Consider the following 19387-nt stretch of genomic DNA (forward strand, 5'->3'; position numbering starts at 1 on the left):
GCCACAAGGATTTTTATATGCGTATCCTCGCCCTGCTTGGTTTCTACAGCTCCATCAGCCTGGCCGCCTGCCCGCCTTTGCTTGATTACCAAAGTAAAACGCTCAAAGGCGAGGCTTTTGATTTTTGCAGTTATAGCGGCAAACCTATTTTAGTGGTGAATACCGCCAGCAAATGCGGCTTTACCCCGCAGTTTGATAAATTAGAAAAAATCTACGCCAAATATAAAGACCAGGGGCTGCTTGTGGTTGGGTTTCCTTCCAATGATTTCAAGCAAGAGCTGGCCGACAATAAAGAAATTGGTGATTTCTGCCGCCTCACCTATTTTGTAGAGTTCCCCATGCTGGAGAAATCCAGCGTACGCGGCGCCAATGCAAACCCTCTGTTTAAACGGCTGAGCACTGCTGCCGAGACCACACCCAAGTGGAATTTCTACAAATATTTAATTGCCCCCGATGGCAAAACAGTCACAGCCTATAGCTCGATCACCGAGCCTGACGATAAAGAAATCATCAGTAAAATTGAAGGCTGGCTGAACAAATAATCCATATACAGCGCCATCCCCATGCTCTGCTAAGCAAAACGGCCAGGGCCGCAGCATTTTTCAGGGTTGGCCTGACCACTCAAACGGCTGATCAAGGATAAGTGACTGAAGCCATACTGCTTACTCTTCATTCAGCAGGCTTGTTTTCTACTCAGGCAGATACAAAACAAACGACACTTGTAATTAAACATAAGTATTTTAACCACAAAACCCCAATTGAGTTTTCTCATGTCTTTCAATAAGCTGATTATGGTTATTTGGCGCAGATCAAAAACCATAACCCTTATAAACAATGGATGAGAAAACAATGAATAAATATGCTCTGCCCGCCCTGCTGGCCAGCCTGCTGGCCCCGCTTGCCAGTGCCCATGGCACCATGGAAGTGCCAATCAGCCGTATTTTAAGCTGCTTTAATGAAGGCCCTGAAAACCCCAAAACGGCAGCCTGCCAGGCCGCAGTGGCGCTCTCCGGCCCGCAAATGCTTTACGACTGGTCTGGTGTAAATCAGCTGCCCAATGGTAATCACAAAGCTTTTGTACCGGATGGCCAGCTTTGCGCCGGGGGAAAATCAAATTATGCAGGGATGAACCTGGCCCGTACTGACTGGCCGGTCACCCCCATTGCGCCTAATGCCAATGGGCAATTTGATTTCATTTACACGGCCCCCGCCGCGCACCAAACCCGCAACTGGCAATTTTTTATTACCAAAGATGGCTGGAATCCAAATAAGCCTTTGGCTTGGTCTGATCTGGAAGACACCCCGTTTTGTACGCTTGGTAATACCGCAGCGGTGGATAAAAAGTACAAACTCACTTGCCCGCTGCCCAAAAAAACCGGCGTGCATATTATTTATAATGTGTGGCAGCGCAGCGACAGTGATGAGGCGTTTTACTCCTGCTCTGATGTCAATTTCTCTGGCAACCTCTCCACCTATAAAGAGCTGGGCCAAATCCGCGCTCAGCAGGATTTAAAAGCAGATACCAAGGTGACTTTCCGCCTGTTTGATAAAGATGGCCGTGATGTGGAAAGCTTCTCGGTCACCACTGGCTACGATAGCCAAACCGGTGAAAATACATCTCTGGCTGCTAACTGGCCTTTCTATCTTGCCCAAAAAGTAAATATCAACTCACGCTATATCAGCGTGGGTGTACTGGCGGGCAACGGCAGCATATCCCCGGTTAAATCAGTACAAGACAACCGTGTGTATGTCAGAAACAATGGGGAATACAGCTTTAAGGTAGATATTGGCGGCGTGATTGTGCCAACACCAACGCCGACACCTGTTCCGACTCCGGTTCCTACACCTGTACCGACGCCAGTACCAACCCCGGTTCCTACACCGGTACCAACACCAGTGCCAACCCCGGTTCCTACACCGGTACCAACACCAGTGCCAACCCCGGTTCCTACGCCAGTACCAACACCTGTTCCAACCCCGGTTCCAACACCAGTACCCACTCCGCCACCATCAACAAGCTGCGCACCTGATTGGAAGGCAGGCAGCACCTATGCCACGGTCAACACGAAGGTCAGCCAGAACCTGCATAACTACCAAAACAAATGGTGGACCGTCGGTGAAGAGCCAGCAAAAAGTGGCCAGTGGGGCGTGTGGCAAGACTTAGGGGCTTGCAAGAAGTAAATCTTGTCAGGGCCAGCTGTTTACAAGCTTTTAAGACTTAAATCTGGCGGTTTCAGCCCCCCTGAACATGATGCATTGCTTGCTTATGAGTAGTAGAAATAATGACAAACAGCCGCGAAAACCCACAGGTCTTCGCGGCTGTTTTTTGAAAGATGCTTAGCTTTAACTACGCATCAAATGATCAAATGCACCAAGAGAAGCTTTTGCACCATCGCCCATGGCAATCACGATTTGCTTAAAGGGCACGGTGGTTACATCGCCTGCGGCAAATACACCCGGTAAGGAGGTCTGGCCACGGTTATCCACTTCAATCTCGCCATGTTTGCTTAAACCCAGCGTGCCTTTCAGCCAGTCGGTATTGGGCAGCAAGCCGATTTGCACAAAAATCCCGGCCAGATCGACCTGATGCGATTCACCGCTCTGGCGATCGGTATATTGCAGGCCGCTGACCTTCTGCCCATCGCCCAACACTTCCGTAGTTTGCGCTTGCTTGATCACCACCACATTGGGCAGGCTGTAGAGCTTTTTCTGTAATACCGCATCGGCACGCAGCTCTGCACCAAACTCCAGCAGGGTCACGTGTTCCACAATCCCGGCCAGATCAATCGCAGCTTCTACGCCAGAATTGCCCCCGCCCACCACGGCCACGCGTTTGCCTTTAAACAGCGGGCCATCGCAATGCGGGCAATAGGCCACACCCCGGCCACGGTATTCTTTTTCACCCGGCACATTCATTTCGCGCCAGCGTGCACCGGTCGCAATAATCACCGACTTACTCTTTAAGGTTGCACCACTGGCAAGGCGAATCTGGCTGATGCCGTTTTCATCCAGGCTCAGCGCTTCGGCGCGTTGCAGATTCATAATATCCACATCGTATTGCTTAACGTGCTGCTCCAGTGCGGTAACCAGCTTAGGCCCTTCGGTTTCCTGCACCGAGATAAAGTTTTCGATACTCATGGTGTCCAGCACCTGGCCACCAAATCGCTCGGCCACCACCCCGGTGCGGATGCCTTTACGTGCCGCATACACCGCCGCTGCCGCGCCAGCTGGCCCGCCACCAATCACCAGTAAATCAAACTGATCCTTGTTGGAGATCGCCTCGGCTTGACGCTCAACCAGGCCGGTATCCAGCTTAGCCACGATTTCTTCAATGCCCATGCGGCCCTGGCCAAAAGCTTCGCCATTCAGATACACCGAAGGCACGGCCATAATTTGCCTTGCGTTCACTTCATCCTGATACAAGGCACCATCAATCATCACATGGCTGATTTTAGGATTAAGCACCGCCATTAAATTAAGCGATTGCACCACTTCCGGGCAGTTTTGGCAGGTGAGCGAGATAAAGGTTTCAAAGCGCAGCTCGCCCGGCAAAGCCTTAATTTGCTCGATCAGCGCGGCTTCAATCTTGGGCGGATGGCCACCGACTTGCAGCAGGCCCAATACCAGAGAAGTAAACTCATGCCCCATCGGAATCCCGGCGAAACGCACGCGGGCTTCCTCGCCAACACGGGCAATCCCGAATGAAGGCTTGAGTGCGGCATCAGCAAAACGCAGAGTGATTTTGTCTGAAAGCTCGGTAATTTCTTGCAATAAGCTTTGCATTTCCTGAGCAGCGGCGCTTTCGTCCACAGAGGCAATCAGCTCGATCGGGAATTGCAGTTTTTCTAAATAAGCAGCAAGTTGAGTTTTGATATTGGCTTCAAGCATGATGAATTCTCCGAAATAGTTTTTATTGAAAAAGCGCCTGGCGCCAGTTTAAAAAGTGCTTTTGCAATAAAAGCGATCATCGCAGGGCGGTTGAAAACCGCCCCACGCATTTAATTAACTCATTAAATCTTGCCAACTAAATCAAGCGACGGTGCCAGTGTTTCTGCACCTGGCTGCCATTTAGCCGGGCAAACTTCGCCTGGGTGCTTGGCAATGTATTGAGCGGCTTGCACTTTGCGCATCAGCTCAGCTGCAGAGCGGCCAATACCGTTATCGTGGATTTCGCACAGCTTGATTTGGCCTTCCGGGTTGATCAGGAAAGTGCCGCGCAGTGCCAGGCCTTCTTCTTCGATCATCACATCAAAATTGCGGGTCAGTGTGCCGGTAGGGTCTGCCAGCATCGGGTAGTTAATCTTTTTGATGGTATCTGATGTATCGTGCCAGGCCTTGTGGGTGAACTGGGTATCGGTAGAAACCGAGTAAACCTCTACGCCCATTTTTTGGAATTCCGGGTAAAAATCAGCCAGATCGCCTAATTCGGTAGGGCAAACGAAAGTAAAGTCAGCCGGGTAGAAAAACACTACCGACCACTTGCCTTTCAGATCAGCTTCGGTCACGGAAGTAAATTTACCTGCGTGGAATGCGTTTACTTTGAATGGTTTAATTTCGCTGTTAATCAATGACATGGTGTAACTCCTGAGTAGAGAAAGTGTTGTTTGTGAAGCAGTGAAGTCATCTTAATCCCCCGCTTCTCTCAGGTCTAATTGATAGTTTAAATCTTGCGCATTGAAAATTGCTATACACAAAATCTATTCATATATCATGGCAAGAGCGTCTCTGCAACACGCACAAGCGTGCTGAAAATGGCGGTTGAGAAAGCCCGGCCTGATTCAGCTAGAATGGAAAAAACAACTTAAATGAGCAGCAAGAATGGGCAAAACGCGTTTGGAAGCATTTAGTGACGGGGTGATCGCTATTATTATCACCATCATGGTTTTGGAGCTTAAAGTACCGCACGGGGAAGATGCCCATGTGCTCTTGCCGATGATTCCTATTTTTCTGGGCTATGTATTCAGTTTTATCATGGTGGGGATTTACTGGAATAATCATCATCATATGCTGCATATCGTGCACAAAATAAACGGCCCCGTTTTGTGGGCCAATTTGCACTTACTTTTCTGGCTGTCTTTAATTCCGGTTACCACCGCATGGATGCAGGAAAGCCACTTCGCCCCACAAGCAGTCGCCCTGTATGGCTTTATACTTTTTATGGCCAGCGTGGCCTGGCCAATACTGGCCCACTTTCTGATTAAAATTCACGGCAATCAATCCGAGCTGGCCATCGCTTTTGGCGAAGACCGCAAAGGAAAAATATCGATGCTGATGTATCTGCTCGCCATCCCGCTTGCCTTTCTGAATGTATGGATAGCGATTAGTCTATATATTGCAGTGGCCGTGATCTGGTTTATTCCGGATCAGCGAATTGAAAAAAACCTGCATCACGAATAGAGGCAGGTTTTAGACTGGTTTTCTTTAGCGAAAGCGCGCTTATTGATTGAGCTGCCAGCGGGCAGTCAGGACGGGGATGCGCTTTCTTTGCTCCATGCAATCAAAATCTCCCTCCTGATAATCCCGGCAAATCCACGGTCTTTGCTCATAGATCGTACACATCATGCTGCGGCGATCCAGCGCCGCGCACCAGCCATCCTCCAGCCTGTGCATAATCTCGCCGCCCCATGCATCCTTCTCAACATACTCCGGCGGCACATCATCATCCCCGGCAATCAGCATCACTTCCAGCTGGCAACAACAGGCTTTACAGGTACTACAGGATACGGCGGAGGACATAAAGTTACTCAATTGTGCGGTGTTTTATAGGGATTGCATCATTTGCAGAGCGGGTGAAACCCGCCTGACTTGTTGTGAGATTATAAGTTCGGCGGATTTCGCTCCAGCGCACCAAACAAAGTCAAAAAGATCATTTTTACTAGTGCCTTCGGCACGTTGATTTAGATGCGGGAGTCCCCCGCATGGGACTCCCTTTCTTGAACGGCCAAGAAAGGAAGCAAAGAAGGCCGCCCCGAACAGCACGAAGGCCCCTCACTGCGGACAATCGAGACGGCGGCTGCGGGACTCACTCGCTTCGCTCGCTCAAACATCCTCGCCGAAACCCCGCCCCGCTTGTTCCTCGTTTCGGCGTGCTTCAGGGGAGATTTAAGCCCCGTGCGACTAAGCGTGATGAAAGCCAAGGTTAGTCAATTTGATAATGCCTAAGATCCAAAGAAAATAGCTTAATTCAATGCCTGCTTTTCTCCGTGAAACTCCGTGTTCTCTGTGCCCTCTGTGTTTTAAGACTTGGGTTTTGCTACAACTCCTTCACCACCCACTTCAGCCCATTGTCTTCCGGGTGAGTCTGAATCGTGAAGCCAAGGTGCTTCATAAAGGCCAGCATGGTTTTATTGCTGGTCAGCACTTCGCCTTCGATGGTCGATAAGCCCATATCGCGGGCGGCGGTGAAGAGGGCTTCCATCAGGCGGTTGCCAAGGCCCTTGCCTTGCCAGGCATCATCAATCACCACGGCAAATTCACAGCTGTCTTTATCGGGATTGGCAGTATAACGGGCCACGCCGATAATTTGCTCGCCCTGGCCTGCCTGCACCGTGGCGGCAATGGCCATTTCCCGTGCGTAATCCAGATGGGTAAAGCGCGCCAGCAGGCTTTGTGGCAGCGACTTAAGCACGCTCATATAGCGGTTGTAGCGCGTCTCATCAGACAGGCGGCTGACAAACTGAATCAGCAAGTCTGCGTCCTCCGGGCGGATCGGACGCAAAATCATAGGCATACCGGTTTTGAGCTGGGTAAGCTGCATTAAATGCGATGGATAGGGATGAATCGCCATATGCGCATAACGGCCCGCTTTAGAGTCGACTGCAGCCACGATAATGCTGGCATCTACCGCAATCACGCCGTTTTCATCGCTGATCAGCGGGTTGATATCCAATTGCTTAATCTGTGGCAGCTCGCAAACCATTTCAGACACGCGCAGCAGCACATTTTTAACCGCCTCAATATTCACAGCGGGCTGGTTTCTGAACGATGCCAGCATTTTTTTAATCCGCGTGCGGCGGATTAAATGCTCGGCCAGATAATCATTTAAGGGCGGCAGAGATACCGCAAGATCGTTGAAAACTTCTACAGCAATTCCACCAGCACCAAAGCTAATCACCGGGCCAAAGGCAGAATCGTTGACCACCCCTACCATCAGCTCCCTGGCGTGCTTTTTGCCGTGCATAGGTTGCACTGTCAGGCCGCGCACGCGATCAACACCCAGCTTATCGTGGGCACGACTGAGCATTTTATTGGCTTCGCTGGCCACTGCAATCAGGCTGTTTAAATTAAGCACTACGCCGTCGATATCGGTTTTATGCATCAAATCGACGGCGTCTATTTTCAGCACCACCGGCAGTCCCATGCCCATGGCAGCATTCACTGCATCATCGGCGCTATTGGCACGTACCGTCATGGCAACGGGAATATGAAACGCTCTTAGAATCGCTTTTGATTCAATTTCATCCAGCAGGCTGCGGCCATCGGCCAGCACTTTATCAATCACCATATGCGCCGTTTCCATATCCGGCGCTTCCCACTCACCCAGCGGTGCAGGGGTTTGCAATAAAAGCTGCTGGTTATGCTGCCATGCGGCTAAAGAATAAAACACTTCTACAGCGTGCTCAGGCGCAGAAAAGCTGGCACAGCCTGCCTTCACCAGCAGCTTGCGGCTGGCATCAACTTTTTTACCACCTATCCACGCCATCAGCAGTGGCTTATCGCTGGTTTTTTTCAGCGCAATCATCGCTTCGGCAGTACGTAAATGATCGGTGCCTGCCTGCGGGGTAAACACCACCAGCACGCCATCAATATTTGGGTCGGCCAGTACGGCCTCGACCACCAGTTTGAATCGCTCCGGCGAGGCGTCCCCCAGGATATCGACCGGATTATTACGGCTGGCTTGTGCGGGCAGATTTTTAGCCAGCCAGGCCACAGTGGCGGAAGAAAGCTCTGGCAGCTGCACATGTAAATCACGCGCCCGGTCTACCGCCATCATCCCGGCCCCAATGCCGTTAGTTACGATAGCCAGACGGCGGCCCTTGGTTTTAAACGTGCCATTTAATACTTTTGCAGCCGTAAACAGCTGATTTATTGAGCGTAAACGCAACACCCCGGCCCGTTTAAGCGCGGCATCAAATACATCATCACGGCCGATCAGCCGCTCTGAATGAGTACGGCCATGCGCGGCAGAAGCATCGTTATAGCGCCCTACTTTCAGCGCCATCACCGGTTTGGAGCGCGCCGCAGCCCGCACGGCCGACATAAAGGTGCGTGCCTCGTGCAGGTCTTCGATATACAGCAAAATGCTCTGGGTTTTAGGGTCGGCCACCAGATAATCCAGTACCTCGCCCACATCCACATCGACGGCCGAGCCTAAAGACACCACAGAAGAAAAGCCCACATCGTGCGATTCGGCCCAGTCTAAAATCGCCGAGGTAATCGATGAGGATTGTGATACCAGCGCCATGCTGCCATTTTTTAACTTGCCCTGATAATTACCCGCCATTAATTTAGCGCTGACACGGCACAAGCCAAAAACAGTAGGGCCAATAATCCGCAAGCCATAATGCCGGGCCCGCTCCATGATTTTTTCCAGCAGAATCTGGCTTTTTTTATCTGTCCCCACAAAATCGCAAGACATGATCACGGCGGCTTTAATACCCCTTCTGCCGCTTTCCTCAATTAAATCCATCAGCGTTTTGGCGGGGGTAGTGATAATGACTAAATCCACCACCATCGGCAGCCTGGCTAAGGATTTAAATGCTGCAACGCCCTGCACCTGCTCGTGATGCAAATTAACCGGGAATAATTTCCCCGTGTAACCGCCATCCAGCAAATTGGCAAACACGGTAGTACCTACCGCGCCAGGCGTTTCAGACGCACCCACCACCGCCACAGAGCGGGGATCAAACAGAGGAGAAAGATAGTGTGGTTTCATGGCTGACAGATCATAAAAGGCTGACCCCTAGTGTATACCGGCAATGTGCTTACTGCAGTGTAGGTATTACTTTTATCAGGCAAATTCTCACTCACCTTTATGCCAGCACATGCGGGCCTTCCTTTTGCGCTTTATCATAAGAAAGGCTTAAAAACTTTTGCCCAGGATAAGGCACGCAAAATACCTGCAAGCAAAGGTGCATGCACCCGCTGCAAGCCTTATAATTGCCGCCGTTCTCAATTGAAACTATGGAATCATCCAATGGACATCAGCAAAATTGCCGCAGGCAAAGATTTACCAAACGATTTCAATGTCATTATCGAAATCCCTGCTAACGCACCCCCAATCAAATACGAATTCGACAAAGCATCAGGCGCGATTATCGTCGATCGTTTTGTTGGCACATCGATGTCCTACCCAATGAACTACGGCTTTGTGCCGCACACCCTGTCTATGGATGGCGATCCTGTGGATGTGCTGGTTCACACTCCATTTCCATTGCTGCCGGGCATGGTGATCAAATGCCGCGCAATCGGCGTATTGGGCATGGAAGACGAAGCCGGCATGGACGCAAAAGTGATTGCCGTACCCGTAGAAAAAGTATGTGCCATGTACGCACACATCCAGAAACTGGAAGACCTGCCAGAACTGCTGTTGGCTCAAGTAAAACACTACTTCGAGCACTATAAAGATCTGGAAAAAGGCAAGTGGGTAAAAATCACTGGCTGGGGCGACAAAGCCGCCGCCCACGCAGAGATCATGGAAAGCTACGATCGCGCACAGAAGTAATTCATCTCTGGCAAAGGGCAGAAGCCCGATGTAGCATAAAAAAACGGCGGATTTTTCCGCCGTTTTTTTATGTGCAAAATCTTATTCAATTTCTCCCCCAAAACTCATCAAACCTCGCCACCCAGCTTACCAATTTAGCCACAGCCAAACTTGGATTACAGCTCACTTTGATTGAAGGGTTTAAACTATGCCACAGGCCGCAGCCGGCCAGAAGCAGACACCGATTTGTATTGCTCAGGTTCTAGAGAGATTTAACGTGAAAAAAAGAAAAAGAGCATCTACAGCGCCCAAAGAGCCACCCGCTCGTTATCAAGAATGGATGAACTATATCTTTTCTTTTTCAGCCAGTTCGTTTTGGAGCTTAGATGCTGAATCCGAAATCTCTACATTTGACGCCACAGATGCAGAGCTAGTGGATTTGGCTACATACATGCTTGAAAATTGTGGGCGGGAGTTTGCTAGTTATTCAAATGAAAAAATAAGCTCAGCTTTGGAATTTGTTTTTAACAATTCCTATTCTGATATTGCTTTCAGCCTTATAAGTGACTCCGTTTCATTGGAGAGTCGCTTGCGCTTGATTAAGTCTATCTACTGCCTTTACTGCGATTGCTTTGATGTACGGTGCGCAAAAGTCTTGGGGCACCTAAGTGAAACGACGGACAATTCTTTAAACCAAATCTGCTATATGTTGTGGGATGTCTCCCCAATTGCATATTTAGGTGACAGAAAAAACAAGCAGCTGCTATACGACACAATGATTGATGTTCTTGAAGAATGCCTGAGCTTGGCCAATCCCGCTTGCGTGGAAAGTGCACTTCATGGACTAGGACATTTGTATGGCGTAAGCGAGGACAGAATCGAAACTCTGATTGCATCCAAGCTTAAAAGCATAGTTTTTATACCAACTAGTCTTAAATCATATGCTGAACTAGCAATGAAGGGGCGTGTTCAATAACTTTGCGCTTCGAAGATACAATTCCGCTTTGGGTCGAAAGCAGAAGTTTATTACTAATTATTTTTATTAAAGACCAGTGAATCCGGAATCAGGTCTTGCATTAACACATTTGACAACAAACAGTTTTAGTTTATTCAAACAATTGAATCGCAATGTTTGGCCCTCCTACTACTTAATAGTAAGAACCCCGCTCTTTGCATAGGGCTTAAACCCCCCTTGAAACACGCCGAACGAGGAATAAGTAGCTCGGGGTTTCGGAAAAGGGGTAGCGAGGCAGCGAGCGAGCAGCCTTTTCCGCCGAGTTGCTTATCCGCAGAGAGGGGCCTTCGTGTTTTTGAGGTTGCGGCTTCGCTTCCTTTCTTGGCCGTTCAAGAAAGGAAGGCCCCCGCGGTGGCCAACCGCACCAAAATCACTGTGCCGAAGGCACTAAATACATAATCCGGCGCGCAATTTACCGACGCCGGCTATGTATGTTTCAGCTATAGTTGGGCTTAGCTATGCTCAGCACCAAACTAGCTGCGATTTGCCTAATTATGGAATTAAATATTAATGGATTTATTTACACCTAAAAACGCACTAATGCGACCAGCCTTAAAAATATTAAGGTTAATCGCCAGCATATCAATTGCATTGTCTCTATTTTTTGCTACCTATTTCGCCACAGCGGTATCAATCCCATACGGACTATCAATTCCCAATTCACTACTTGGGTCATCAGTAGCTGCACAGTCAATATATATTGTCATTATTCTTATTGGCCTTATAGCTTGGATTATCCTTTTTATCTTGTCCTTCAGTTGGGCATTGCAATTTAAAATAAAAAGGCGCACAGTGAAAATTGGCATAATAATAGGCATTGCTTCTTCTATAGCACTGGGTTTGATTTTTATAACAATAATTCCAATTTTTTTTACTTGGCTGTTTGCACTATTTTTATACAGAAATCAAGAAAGAATGGGGCTAGTAGAAAACACTTCTTCTAACAAAGACATGCCTTGAACCGGCATCGCCTTCGTGGAAATCCGGTATCAGGTCTTGCATTAACATATTTAACAACAAATAGTTTTAGTTTATCTCCAACAACGGCTATGCCCATACAAAGCCGGTGCAGGTTAATTCCGCACCGGCTTTTATATTTAGTGCCTTCGGCACAGTGATTTTGGTGCGGTTAGCCACCGCGGGGCCTTCCTTTCTTGAACGCCCAAGAAAGGAAGCGAAAGAAGGCCGCCCCACGAAACACGAAAGCCCCTCTCTGCGGATAAGCAGCTCGGCGGAAAAGGCTGCGCGCTCGATGCCTCGCTACCCCTTTTCCGAAACCCCGAGCTACTTATTCCTAGTTCGGCGTGTTTCAAGGGGGATTTAAGCCCTATGCAGAGAGCGGAGTTCTTAAGGCATTGGCGGTGTTGGGTCTTGCCTTAAAACATTTCCAAATCGATAAATATTAAACTGCTCGCAAATAAAAAAACCGGTGCAGCATTAACTGGCACCGGCCTTAAATAAATTACTAAATATTCAATTGCACTTTGGTTGAAATACTTTAAATGCCTAATTACAAGACCAAATGCTGTGCATGAAAACGCAAATGCGCTTCAATAAAGCTGGCAATAAAGTAATAGCTATGGTCGTAGCCCAATTGAATATTCAAGGTAAATGGCCATTGCCGGGCTAGCGCAATTTGCTCCAAGGCCTGCGGCTGCAATTGCAGCGGCATAAAGCTGTCCTGATCGCCCTGGTCGATCAGGATGGGCAGCATCTGCTTGGCTTCGCGCATTAAATGGCAGCTGTCATAAGCTAGCCATTTGCTTCTGTCATCGCCCAGATATTCGCTAAACGCCAGCTCCCCCCATGGCACTTGCGCCGGGTTGACAATGGGGGCAAAGGCCGAGGCGGATTGGTAGGCCTGCGGGTTTTTCAGGGCGATCATCAAAGCGCCATGGCCGCCCATGGAGTGCCCGCTGATGGATTTATGCTGGGTCACCGGAAAATGCGCCTCGATTAAGGCGGGTAATTCGCTAACCACATAATCGTACATCTGGTAATGCGCCTGCCACGGGGCCTCTGTGGCATTGACATAAAACCCTGCCCCCTGGCCCAGATCATAGCGGCCCGCATCGGCCACATCGCTGCCGCGTGGGCTGGTGTCTGGCATGACCAGCGCTATGCCCAACTCTGCGGCCACGCGCTGGGCACCGGCTTTGGTGGCAAAGTTTTCGTCATTGCAGGTCAGGCCAGACAGCCAGTAAAGCACCGGCACCTTTTTGCCTTCTGACGTCTGCGGTGGCAAATAGATGGCAAAGGTCATTTCGCAATCATTGCTGCTCGAATGGTGCTTATAACGTTTATGCCAGCCACCAAAACTGCGGTTACTGCTAATCAGTTCCAGAGACATGAGTATCCTTTGGATCTATAGACAAAAAACCTTAAAACAGATCTGTAGAAACAGAGAACACAAAAAAAAACACCAAGAAAACCTTTAAGAAAAAGCAACTCTAAATTCTTTCGTTTTCCTCTGTGTGCTCTGTGCTCTCCCCGTTCTTTGTGACTACAGACCTTAGGATTTTTATAAACGGATCAAACCATTAAAAATGGATCACCGAACGAATTGATTTGCCTTCATGCATTAAATCAAATGCAATATTGATGTCTTCCAAAGGCATGGTGTGGGTGATGAAATCTGAAAGCGCAAATTCGCCTTTCATATAGCGATCCACAAAGCCTGGCAGCTCGCTGCGGCCACGTACACCGCCAAAGGCCGAACCGCGCCATACCCGGCCGGTAACCAGCTGGAATGGCCGGGTAGCAATTTCTTCCCCTGCCCCTGCCACACCAATAATCACCGATTCGCCCCAGCCCTTGTGGCAACACTCCAGCGCTGAGCGCATCACATTCACATTGCCGATGCATTCAAAAGAGAAATCTACCCCGCCATCGGTCATTTCGACGATCACATCCTGAATCGGCTTTTCAAAGTCTTTAGGATTGATCACATCGGTTGCGCCCAGCTGTTTGGCCAGCTCAAACTTGCTGGTATTGATATCGATCCCAATAATGCGGCTGGCCCCGGCCATACGCGCGCCAATCACGGCGGACAAGCCAATGCCGCCCAGACCAAAAATCGCTACGGTGTCGCCGGCTTTTACTTTGGCGGTATTCATCACCGCGCCCATGCCGGTGGTCACACCGCAGCCCAACAGGCAGACTTCTTCTAAAGGCGCTTCTTTATTAATTTTTGCCAGCGAAATTTCGGGCAACACGGTGTATTCAGAAAAAGTAGACGTGCCCATATAGTGATAAATCGGCTGGCCGTCTTTATAAAAACGCGTGGTGCCATCGGGCATTAAACCCTTGCCCTGGGTGGCGCGAATTTTCTGGCACAGATTGGTCTTGCCCGAGGTGCAGAATTTACATTCGCCGCATTCCGGGGTGTAAAGCGGAATCACATGATCGCCAACCGCAACGCTGGTTACGCCCTCACCCACCGCCTCTACCACGCCAGCGCCCTCATGCCCCAACACCACAGGGAAAACCCCTTCCGAATCCTTGCCCGATAAAGTGTAAGCATCGGTATGGCAAACCCCGCTGGCCACGATACGCACCAGCACCTCGCCTTTTTGCGGCGGCATCAGGTCCAGCTCTTCAATCACTAAAGGCTGATTAGGGCCCCAGGCTACGGCTGCACGTGTTTTAAGCATCTTCATGGCGAATCCTTGTGTTTAATTGCAGCCATTTTAAGCGTTACCCAATTAAAGATAATTAGCCTAATAAGAAAGATATTGTTACTGGTGTGCAATAATTGGAGGGAATAGGAAGCAGGTGGTGGCTGTTGACGATAGTTGGTACTTAAGATTCTTTTTATCCGCAAACAACCCAAAAAATACAATAAGCACGCTCTCCGCATAGGGCTTTTTAAAGTCCCCTTGAAACACGCCGAGGCGAGGAACAAGCGGGCGGGGTTTCTTTGATGCCTGTTTGAGCGAAGCGAGTTCCGCAGCCGCCGCTGTCCGCAGATGAGGAGCCTTCGTGTAATGCTGTTGTCGCTTGGCTTCGTTTCTTGGCGAAGCAAGAAAGGAAGGCCCCGCGGTGGCTAACCGCTCCAAAATCATCGTGTCGCAGACACTAAAAAGAGTTTTAGACTTTAACCAGCCGAGAATCAAACCATGCAATGGCAAGGAATTGTTGAATTTATCAGCGTGGCTGAAACGCAAAGCTTTACGCTGGCAGCGCAAAAGCTGGAGATGTCGGTAGCGCAGGTTAGCCGCCAGGTCAGCGCGCTGGAGCAGCGCCTTGCCGCGCGCTTATTGCACCGCACCACACGCAAAGTCAGCCTTACCGAGCAGGGCCAGCTCTATTATCAATACTGCCGCCCGCTGCTCGATGGCCTGCACGAGGCCGAGCTGGCGCTGCTGCAAACGCAAGACAAGCCGGTTGGTAAATTACGTATCACCGCGCCGGTTTACTATGGCGAAACCGTGGTGGCCCCCATCCTGCACCAGTACCTGATTGATTTTCCCCAGCTCAATGCAGAATTACTGCTGGATAACCGCAAGGCCGATCTGGTGGCCGATCATATCGACCTGGCGATCCGGCTGGGGCCGATGGATGAATCATCCCTGATGGTGACGCAGCTGGGCAGCCGTATCCACCATGTATGCGCATCGCCGCAATATTTAGATCAATATGGCACCCCGCATACGCTGGCCGAGCTAAAGCAACACCAGTGCTTGATTGGCGCGGTGAATATGTGGCGGTTTAAGGAAGGCATGCAGCACCGCGAAATATCCGTCAGCGGGCGTTTGCGTTGTAATAATGGCAGCAGCCTGGTACAGGCGGCGCTAAAAGGGCTGGGCTTGGTGCAATTGCCAGATTATTACGTCGATGCTTATTTGCAAAGCGGCCAGCTGATCAGCGTGCTCGAACCCTTTGCGCTCACAGACGGCATCTGGGCCATCTACCCCCGCAGCCGTTTTATCCCCCCCAAAGTCGGCCGCTTTATTGAGTACTTGAAAGCGGCTTTATTGGCAGAATAAAAAAACGGTAAAACCCAAACCTTGAGCCACGGAGGGCACGGAGTTTCACGGAGAAAATCTGGCTTTAAATTAAGCCACTTTCTTTAAACTTTAAACAAATTCAACCTGCCATTTGATTCAATACCTGCAAGCGGCGGTGGCAGACTGGGATAGCCATTAATTTAAAGCATGGCTGCAGTGCTGTTCACTTAAAGGTTTTGACCTTAGCCTCCCCCTTTGTAAAAGGGGGAAACAAGTACACCAAACTTCTATAGATGCTTATGCCCTCGAAGCCGAGTTAGAAAGCCTCATTCCCGAGAGCTTTTATAATTGATCCAGCCCAGCGACTGGATTCCCGCCTTGCGGGAATGACAGGATAGTCAGCCCCCCGCCCGCTTCACCACCCAGCCCTTAGGCTTTAAGAATTCCAGCACCACATCGCAATGATCGCCCTGCACTTCAATCACGCCGTCTTTCACTGTGCCACCTGATCCGCAGCGGGTACGCAGCTGCTTAGCCAGCACGGCCAGCTCATCATCATCCAGCGGCACGCCTTTGATCAGCGTTACGCCCTTACCCTTGCGGCCCTTGGTTTCCCTGGAAACGCGCACCACACCATCGCCTGCCGGGCGTGGCTGTTTTTTACATATGCAGGCATCTTTGGGCTGGCTGCAGCCCGGGCACATCGTGCCGTGTTCGGTGGAATAAACAAGACCACCTAAAGCTTTTTTCATCATGATATTTTTAGGGTAGAAAACCAGACAGCGGCAGTCTAGCAGCCTGCAGCACTTTCGTGTTCATTGCGCGGTAAGAGGCCAACAGGCAATGCAAACGCACCGAAACCACGCAGGCCCGCTATTTCTGACTGATTTATGAATAAAAAATGACTAATTTATAGTAAGGGTGTTGACACACGGCCAGAGGGGTCGTATTATTCGGGCCTCTGTGGGGGGGTTACCCCAGCGGTCAACGGGTCCGGACTGTAAATCCGGCGGCTAAGCCTTCGAAGGTTCGAATCCTTCCCCCCCCACCAGAAACCAAAATCAACAGGCGCTCAGCCTGTTTTTTTTCGTCTGTACATTTCAGAATGTGACCATTGCATACAGGCACAGCGCCACTCCTAGCGCGGATGCTTACCCCATAGGCGAAGCAAATTAATTTTGCATTAGCAAACAACGAAAAACGTGATTACCTAAAAAGATCTTTTTGAATTTAGTTGGCATCAAGCTCCCCCTCAAGACCTTCCCCACACCGCCCTTTCATTAACAAACTGATAGTAGCGCAGCAGCATAATCTGGCCGCGCTTATCCAGGAGTGGCACAGGCACGGGGCCGAAAGTGGCGGAGCGTCTTACGATTTGCAGGGCGGCTGCATCCAGAGCAGGGTTACCCGATGATTGCTCTAAAGTCAGCGATGCAATATTGCCATCACCATTGAGCACCAGCCTGAACTGCAAAGTGCCGAACATTGAGCGCCCATATTCATCTTTAGGGAAGTTCATTTGCCCGATTCGCTCTACCTTCTTGCGAATTTGCGGCTCCCAGATATTAAACAACGCCTGGGTATCCACACTTTGCTGGGCGCGGGTTGCGCCGTTTTCCTGCTGATCTTCTTCTCTTGGCTTTAAATCGGCATAACGAGTAATCAGCTCCGCAGGCTTACTACCCGGCTTGCCACTGAGCGCGTCCCCCAAATCAATCTCCACTTCCTTACCTGGCACAGCTTTGGCAGCCACCTGGCTGGCCGGGCGTGCAGGCACGGAGTAATCTTTTTTCACCACAACTTTAGGCTTCGCTTTCGTCATAACCGGCGGCGGAGTAGGAACAGGCGTGGGTTCGGGCGTGGGCTTTGGGGCCGGAGCAGGTTTAGGCTGCAATTGCAGCTGAATTTCCTGGCTGCCCGCTTGCTGCGGCAATGCCTTTGGCCCGGCGGCAGGCAGCAGCAAAAATAAGAGATGCACAAGGATAGAAGCCGCTAAGCCGTACCACAGCCAGGACGAATGTCTTTGATAATCGTGTGATACGGCAATATTCATAGCGCTCGGATAGAAAACTGTGCGAGGCATTCTACATAAGGCACAGCATGTATGGCAGTAAACTTATTTCATTCTTCAGCCCGCGCGCCATTAATACCCAAGCGCCTTAAGTTTCAATTCATATTCATAGCGCCCAATAGGGTCATTCATTCAAAGACGAATACGCCCAATGAAACCCTTACCGATACTCTTACTGATCAGCACCCTGCTCTACAGCCTGTGCAGCTATTTGCAAAACGGTATTCCTGCCAGCTATTGGGATTGGCGACATGAATTAGTGTTGCTCAGCGGCGTGCAGCTAATGACGGTGATGTCTGCCGCCATGCTGCTGGCCACCCGCCCCGCCTGGCTGGAAAAACCCCTGCGCGGGCTGGATAAAATGTATGGCCTGCATAAGCAGCTGGGCATCGCGGCTGGTATTTTGCTGGCATCGCACTGGCTGATTAAATTATCCCCCAAGCTGGTTATGGCGATGGAATGGGCTGCCCCGCGCATCAAACGCAGTGGCAGCATTAAAGACCCGCTGGTTTCTTTTGCCAAAGATATGGGCGAATGGGCCGCATGGGCCGTGCTGGCGATGGTGATTTTGGCGCTGCTGCGCGCCGTGCCTTACCGCTTTTGGCGCAAAGTGCATAAGCTATTTGCACCGCTGTTTTTAATGGGCGCGTTTCACGGCCTGATCCTTATGCCACGCAGCATGTGGCTGACGCCTGTGGGCGCACTGATGGCGGCGCTGCTGATAAGCGGATCAATCTGCGCGGTGTATTCACTGCTCGGCAAAATCGGCAAAAGCCGCCAGGTAAATGGCCACATCAGCCAGATCACCCCACTACCCGCCAATCAGCTGGAAGTAATTTGCCAGATGAACAGCAACTGGCCCGGCCACCAGGCAGGCCAGTTTGCCCTGGTCAGCTTTAATCCAGGCGAAGGCGCACACCCCTACACCATCGCCTCGGCCCCGCGCCAAAATGGCGAGCTGCGCTTTATTATTAAAGCGCTGGGCGATTACACCCGCACCCTGGCCCAGGATTTAAAAGTGGGCGGCGCAGTAACAACAGAAGGCCCTTACGGCTGCTTTGATGGCGGGGCCAACAGCCCCCGCCAGGCATGGATAGCAGGCGGCATCGGCGTAACGCCCTTTTTAGCATGGCTGGAAAGCCCGGATTTTAAAGGCCAGCAAATCGACTTTTACTACTGCGTAAAAAGCGCCAAAGATGCCGCCCGCCTGGCAGAAATCCAGGCCGCCTGCCAGGCCAAAAACCTGCACCTGCACCTGATAGAAAGCGACGCCGGCCAGCGCCTGAATATCGCCGAAATCCAGGCAGAAACACTCGGCGATATCTGGTACTGCGGCCCGCAAAGCCTGGGCAAAGCCATCGCCCAGCACCTGGCCCAAATGAGCAAACCACCGCGCTTTCACCACGAAGCATTTGCCATGCGCTAAAGATACGGCTTGAAACACCCAGGCTTTTGCCCCTGGCCTATCCCTTAGTAAAAGGAGATTAAGGCCATTGCCATTCACTTTAGTGATTTTGACTTTAGCCTCCCCCTTAGTAAAAGGGGGATTGAGGGAGATTTGCTTTTGAATCAGCTTTCGCCCTTTTATCAAAAGAGGCAGCGCCAAATCCCCGAGTGCATTTGTCGGCGATCCGGCTATACCGGCGGGC

At 50.5% G+C, this 19387-nt stretch carries 17 protein-coding genes and 1 tRNA gene; 9 read left to right on the top strand and 9 right to left on the bottom strand.

Translation table 11 applies throughout. From position 1 onward, the window contains the following. Positions 1 to 17 precede the first annotated feature (17 nt). A complete protein-coding gene (locus tag HA050_RS16965) occupies positions 18 to 542 on the top strand; it encodes a glutathione peroxidase (RefSeq protein ID WP_166828758.1) in 525 nt (174 codons plus the stop codon). Positions 543 to 849: 307 nt separating this feature from the next. Continuing rightward, positions 850 to 2181: a lytic polysaccharide monooxygenase gene (locus HA050_RS16970; RefSeq protein ID WP_166828761.1), complete on the top strand. Its 1332-nt coding sequence runs from the start codon at positions 850 to 852 to the stop codon at positions 2179 to 2181. A 162-nt stretch (positions 2182 to 2343) separates the two neighbouring features. Here HA050_RS16970 and ahpF read toward each other — a convergent pair whose 3' ends face one another. Together ahpF and ahpC are read right to left on the bottom strand one after the other, a co-directional pair. After that, positions 2344 to 3888, bottom strand: coding sequence for an alkyl hydroperoxide reductase subunit F (ahpF, locus tag HA050_RS16975; protein ID WP_166828764.1), 1545 nt, complete (start codon positions 3886 to 3888; stop codon positions 2344 to 2346). A gap of 122 nt (positions 3889 to 4010) precedes the next feature. After that, complete coding sequence (gene ahpC / locus HA050_RS16980) at positions 4011 to 4574, bottom strand: alkyl hydroperoxide reductase subunit C (RefSeq protein ID WP_166828767.1); 564 nt, start codon at positions 4572 to 4574, stop codon at positions 4011 to 4013. Positions 4575 to 4818: 244 nt separating this feature from the next. On the opposite strand from ahpC, the gene HA050_RS16985 reads away from it, so the two are divergent. Further along, on the top strand, positions 4819 to 5397 hold the full coding sequence (locus tag HA050_RS16985) for a TMEM175 family protein (protein ID WP_166828770.1): 579 nt from the start codon (positions 4819 to 4821) through the stop codon (positions 5395 to 5397). A 39-nt stretch (positions 5398 to 5436) separates the two neighbouring features. Here HA050_RS16985 and HA050_RS16990 read toward each other — a convergent pair whose 3' ends face one another. Further along, positions 5437 to 5736, bottom strand: coding sequence for a YkgJ family cysteine cluster protein (locus HA050_RS16990; RefSeq protein ID WP_166828773.1), 300 nt, complete (start codon positions 5734 to 5736; stop codon positions 5437 to 5439). A gap of 517 nt (positions 5737 to 6253) precedes the next feature. Further along, entirely contained in the window at positions 6254 to 8935 is a 2682-nt protein-coding gene (locus tag HA050_RS16995; RefSeq protein WP_166828776.1) for a bifunctional acetate--CoA ligase family protein/GNAT family N-acetyltransferase, read from the bottom strand. 261 nt (positions 8936 to 9196) lie between these two features. Between HA050_RS16995 and ppa the strand changes: the two genes are divergently transcribed. From ppa to HA050_RS17010, 3 genes are all read left to right on the top strand, one after another. Beyond that, a complete protein-coding gene (gene ppa, locus HA050_RS17000) occupies positions 9197 to 9724 on the top strand; it encodes an inorganic diphosphatase (RefSeq protein ID WP_099397856.1) in 528 nt (175 codons plus the stop codon). A 187-nt stretch (positions 9725 to 9911) separates the two neighbouring features. Next, positions 9912 to 10679, top strand: a complete 768-nt coding sequence (locus tag HA050_RS17005; RefSeq protein WP_166828779.1) for a hypothetical protein — start codon at positions 9912 to 9914, stop codon at positions 10677 to 10679. Positions 10680 to 11228: 549 nt separating this feature from the next. After that, positions 11229 to 11678: a hypothetical protein gene (locus tag HA050_RS17010; protein WP_166828782.1), complete on the top strand. Its 450-nt coding sequence runs from the start codon at positions 11229 to 11231 to the stop codon at positions 11676 to 11678. 550 nt (positions 11679 to 12228) lie between these two features. Here HA050_RS17010 and fghA read toward each other — a convergent pair. From fghA to HA050_RS17025, 3 genes are all read right to left on the bottom strand, one after another. Beyond that, the gene (gene fghA, locus HA050_RS17015) at positions 12229 to 13062 is read right to left on the bottom strand and encodes an S-formylglutathione hydrolase (protein ID WP_166828900.1); all 834 of its coding nucleotides are present in this window, start codon (positions 13060 to 13062) and stop codon (positions 12229 to 12231) included. Positions 13063 to 13258: 196 nt separating this feature from the next. After that, a complete protein-coding gene (locus HA050_RS17020) occupies positions 13259 to 14377 on the bottom strand; it encodes an S-(hydroxymethyl)glutathione dehydrogenase/class III alcohol dehydrogenase (RefSeq protein WP_166828785.1) in 1119 nt (372 codons plus the stop codon). Positions 14378 to 14455: 78 nt separating this feature from the next. Beyond that, the gene (locus HA050_RS17025) at positions 14456 to 14842 is read right to left on the bottom strand and encodes a hypothetical protein (protein ID WP_166828788.1); all 387 of its coding nucleotides are present in this window, start codon (positions 14840 to 14842) and stop codon (positions 14456 to 14458) included. Between HA050_RS17025 and HA050_RS17030 the strand changes: the two genes are divergently transcribed. Further along, positions 14837 to 15706: a LysR family transcriptional regulator gene (locus tag HA050_RS17030; protein ID WP_166828792.1), complete on the top strand. Its 870-nt coding sequence runs from the start codon at positions 14837 to 14839 to the stop codon at positions 15704 to 15706. The two genes, HA050_RS17025 and HA050_RS17030, sit on opposite strands and share 6 nt — an antisense overlap. Before the next feature lie 359 nt (positions 15707 to 16065). On the opposite strand, the gene HA050_RS17035 is transcribed toward HA050_RS17030, so the two are convergent. Next, on the bottom strand, positions 16066 to 16422 hold the full coding sequence (locus HA050_RS17035; protein ID WP_099397860.1) for a translation initiation factor Sui1: 357 nt from the start codon (positions 16420 to 16422) through the stop codon (positions 16066 to 16068). Between the two features lie 210 nt (positions 16423 to 16632). On the opposite strand from HA050_RS17035, the gene HA050_RS17040 reads away from it, so the two are divergent. Continuing rightward, positions 16633 to 16718 (top strand) — tRNA-Tyr (locus HA050_RS17040). Between the two features lie 201 nt (positions 16719 to 16919). Here HA050_RS17040 and HA050_RS17045 read toward each other — a convergent pair. Then, on the bottom strand, positions 16920 to 17720 hold the full coding sequence (locus HA050_RS17045; RefSeq protein ID WP_166828795.1) for an energy transducer TonB: 801 nt from the start codon (positions 17718 to 17720) through the stop codon (positions 16920 to 16922). 169 nt (positions 17721 to 17889) lie between these two features. Between HA050_RS17045 and HA050_RS17050 the strand changes: the two genes are divergently transcribed. Continuing rightward, a complete protein-coding gene (locus HA050_RS17050; RefSeq protein WP_166828798.1) occupies positions 17890 to 19164 on the top strand; it encodes a ferredoxin reductase family protein in 1275 nt (424 codons plus the stop codon). The last annotated feature ends 223 nt before the right edge of the window (positions 19165 to 19387 follow it).

The organism is Iodobacter violaceini (assembly GCF_011601265.1).
Taxonomy (GTDB): domain Bacteria; phylum Pseudomonadota; class Gammaproteobacteria; order Burkholderiales; family Chitinibacteraceae; genus Iodobacter; species Iodobacter violaceini.

Bases quoted from the DNA above. Each gene is read 5' to 3' on its own strand.
- HA050_RS16965 (WP_166828758.1), top strand. From the start codon at position 18: ATGCGTATCCTCGCCCTGCTTGGTTTCTACAGCTCCATCAGCCTGGCC.
- HA050_RS16970 (WP_166828761.1), top strand. From the start codon at position 850: ATGAATAAATATGCTCTGCCCGCCCTGCTGGCCAGCCTGCTGGCCCCG.
- ahpF (WP_166828764.1), bottom strand. From the start codon at position 3,888: ATGCTTGAAGCCAATATCAAAACTCAACTTGCTGCTTATTTAGAAAAA.
- ahpC (WP_166828767.1), bottom strand. From the start codon at position 4,574: ATGTCATTGATTAACAGCGAAATTAAACCATTCAAAGTAAACGCATTC.
- HA050_RS16985 (WP_166828770.1), top strand. From the start codon at position 4,819: ATGGGCAAAACGCGTTTGGAAGCATTTAGTGACGGGGTGATCGCTATT.
- HA050_RS16990 (WP_166828773.1), bottom strand. From the start codon at position 5,736: ATGTCCTCCGCCGTATCCTGTAGTACCTGTAAAGCCTGTTGTTGCCAG.
- HA050_RS16995 (WP_166828776.1), bottom strand. From the start codon at position 8,935: ATGAAACCACACTATCTTTCTCCTCTGTTTGATCCCCGCTCTGTGGCG.
- ppa (WP_099397856.1), top strand. From the start codon at position 9,197: ATGGACATCAGCAAAATTGCCGCAGGCAAAGATTTACCAAACGATTTC.
- HA050_RS17005 (WP_166828779.1), top strand. From the start codon at position 9,912: ATGCCACAGGCCGCAGCCGGCCAGAAGCAGACACCGATTTGTATTGCT.
- HA050_RS17010 (WP_166828782.1), top strand. From the start codon at position 11,229: ATGGATTTATTTACACCTAAAAACGCACTAATGCGACCAGCCTTAAAA.
- HA050_RS17020 (WP_166828785.1), bottom strand. From the start codon at position 14,377: ATGAAGATGCTTAAAACACGTGCAGCCGTAGCCTGGGGCCCTAATCAG.
- HA050_RS17030 (WP_166828792.1), top strand. From the start codon at position 14,837: ATGCAATGGCAAGGAATTGTTGAATTTATCAGCGTGGCTGAAACGCAA.
- HA050_RS17035 (WP_099397860.1), bottom strand. From the start codon at position 16,422: ATGATGAAAAAAGCTTTAGGTGGTCTTGTTTATTCCACCGAACACGGC.
- HA050_RS17045 (WP_166828795.1), bottom strand. From the start codon at position 17,720: ATGAATATTGCCGTATCACACGATTATCAAAGACATTCGTCCTGGCTG.
- HA050_RS17050 (WP_166828798.1), top strand. From the start codon at position 17,890: ATGAAACCCTTACCGATACTCTTACTGATCAGCACCCTGCTCTACAGC.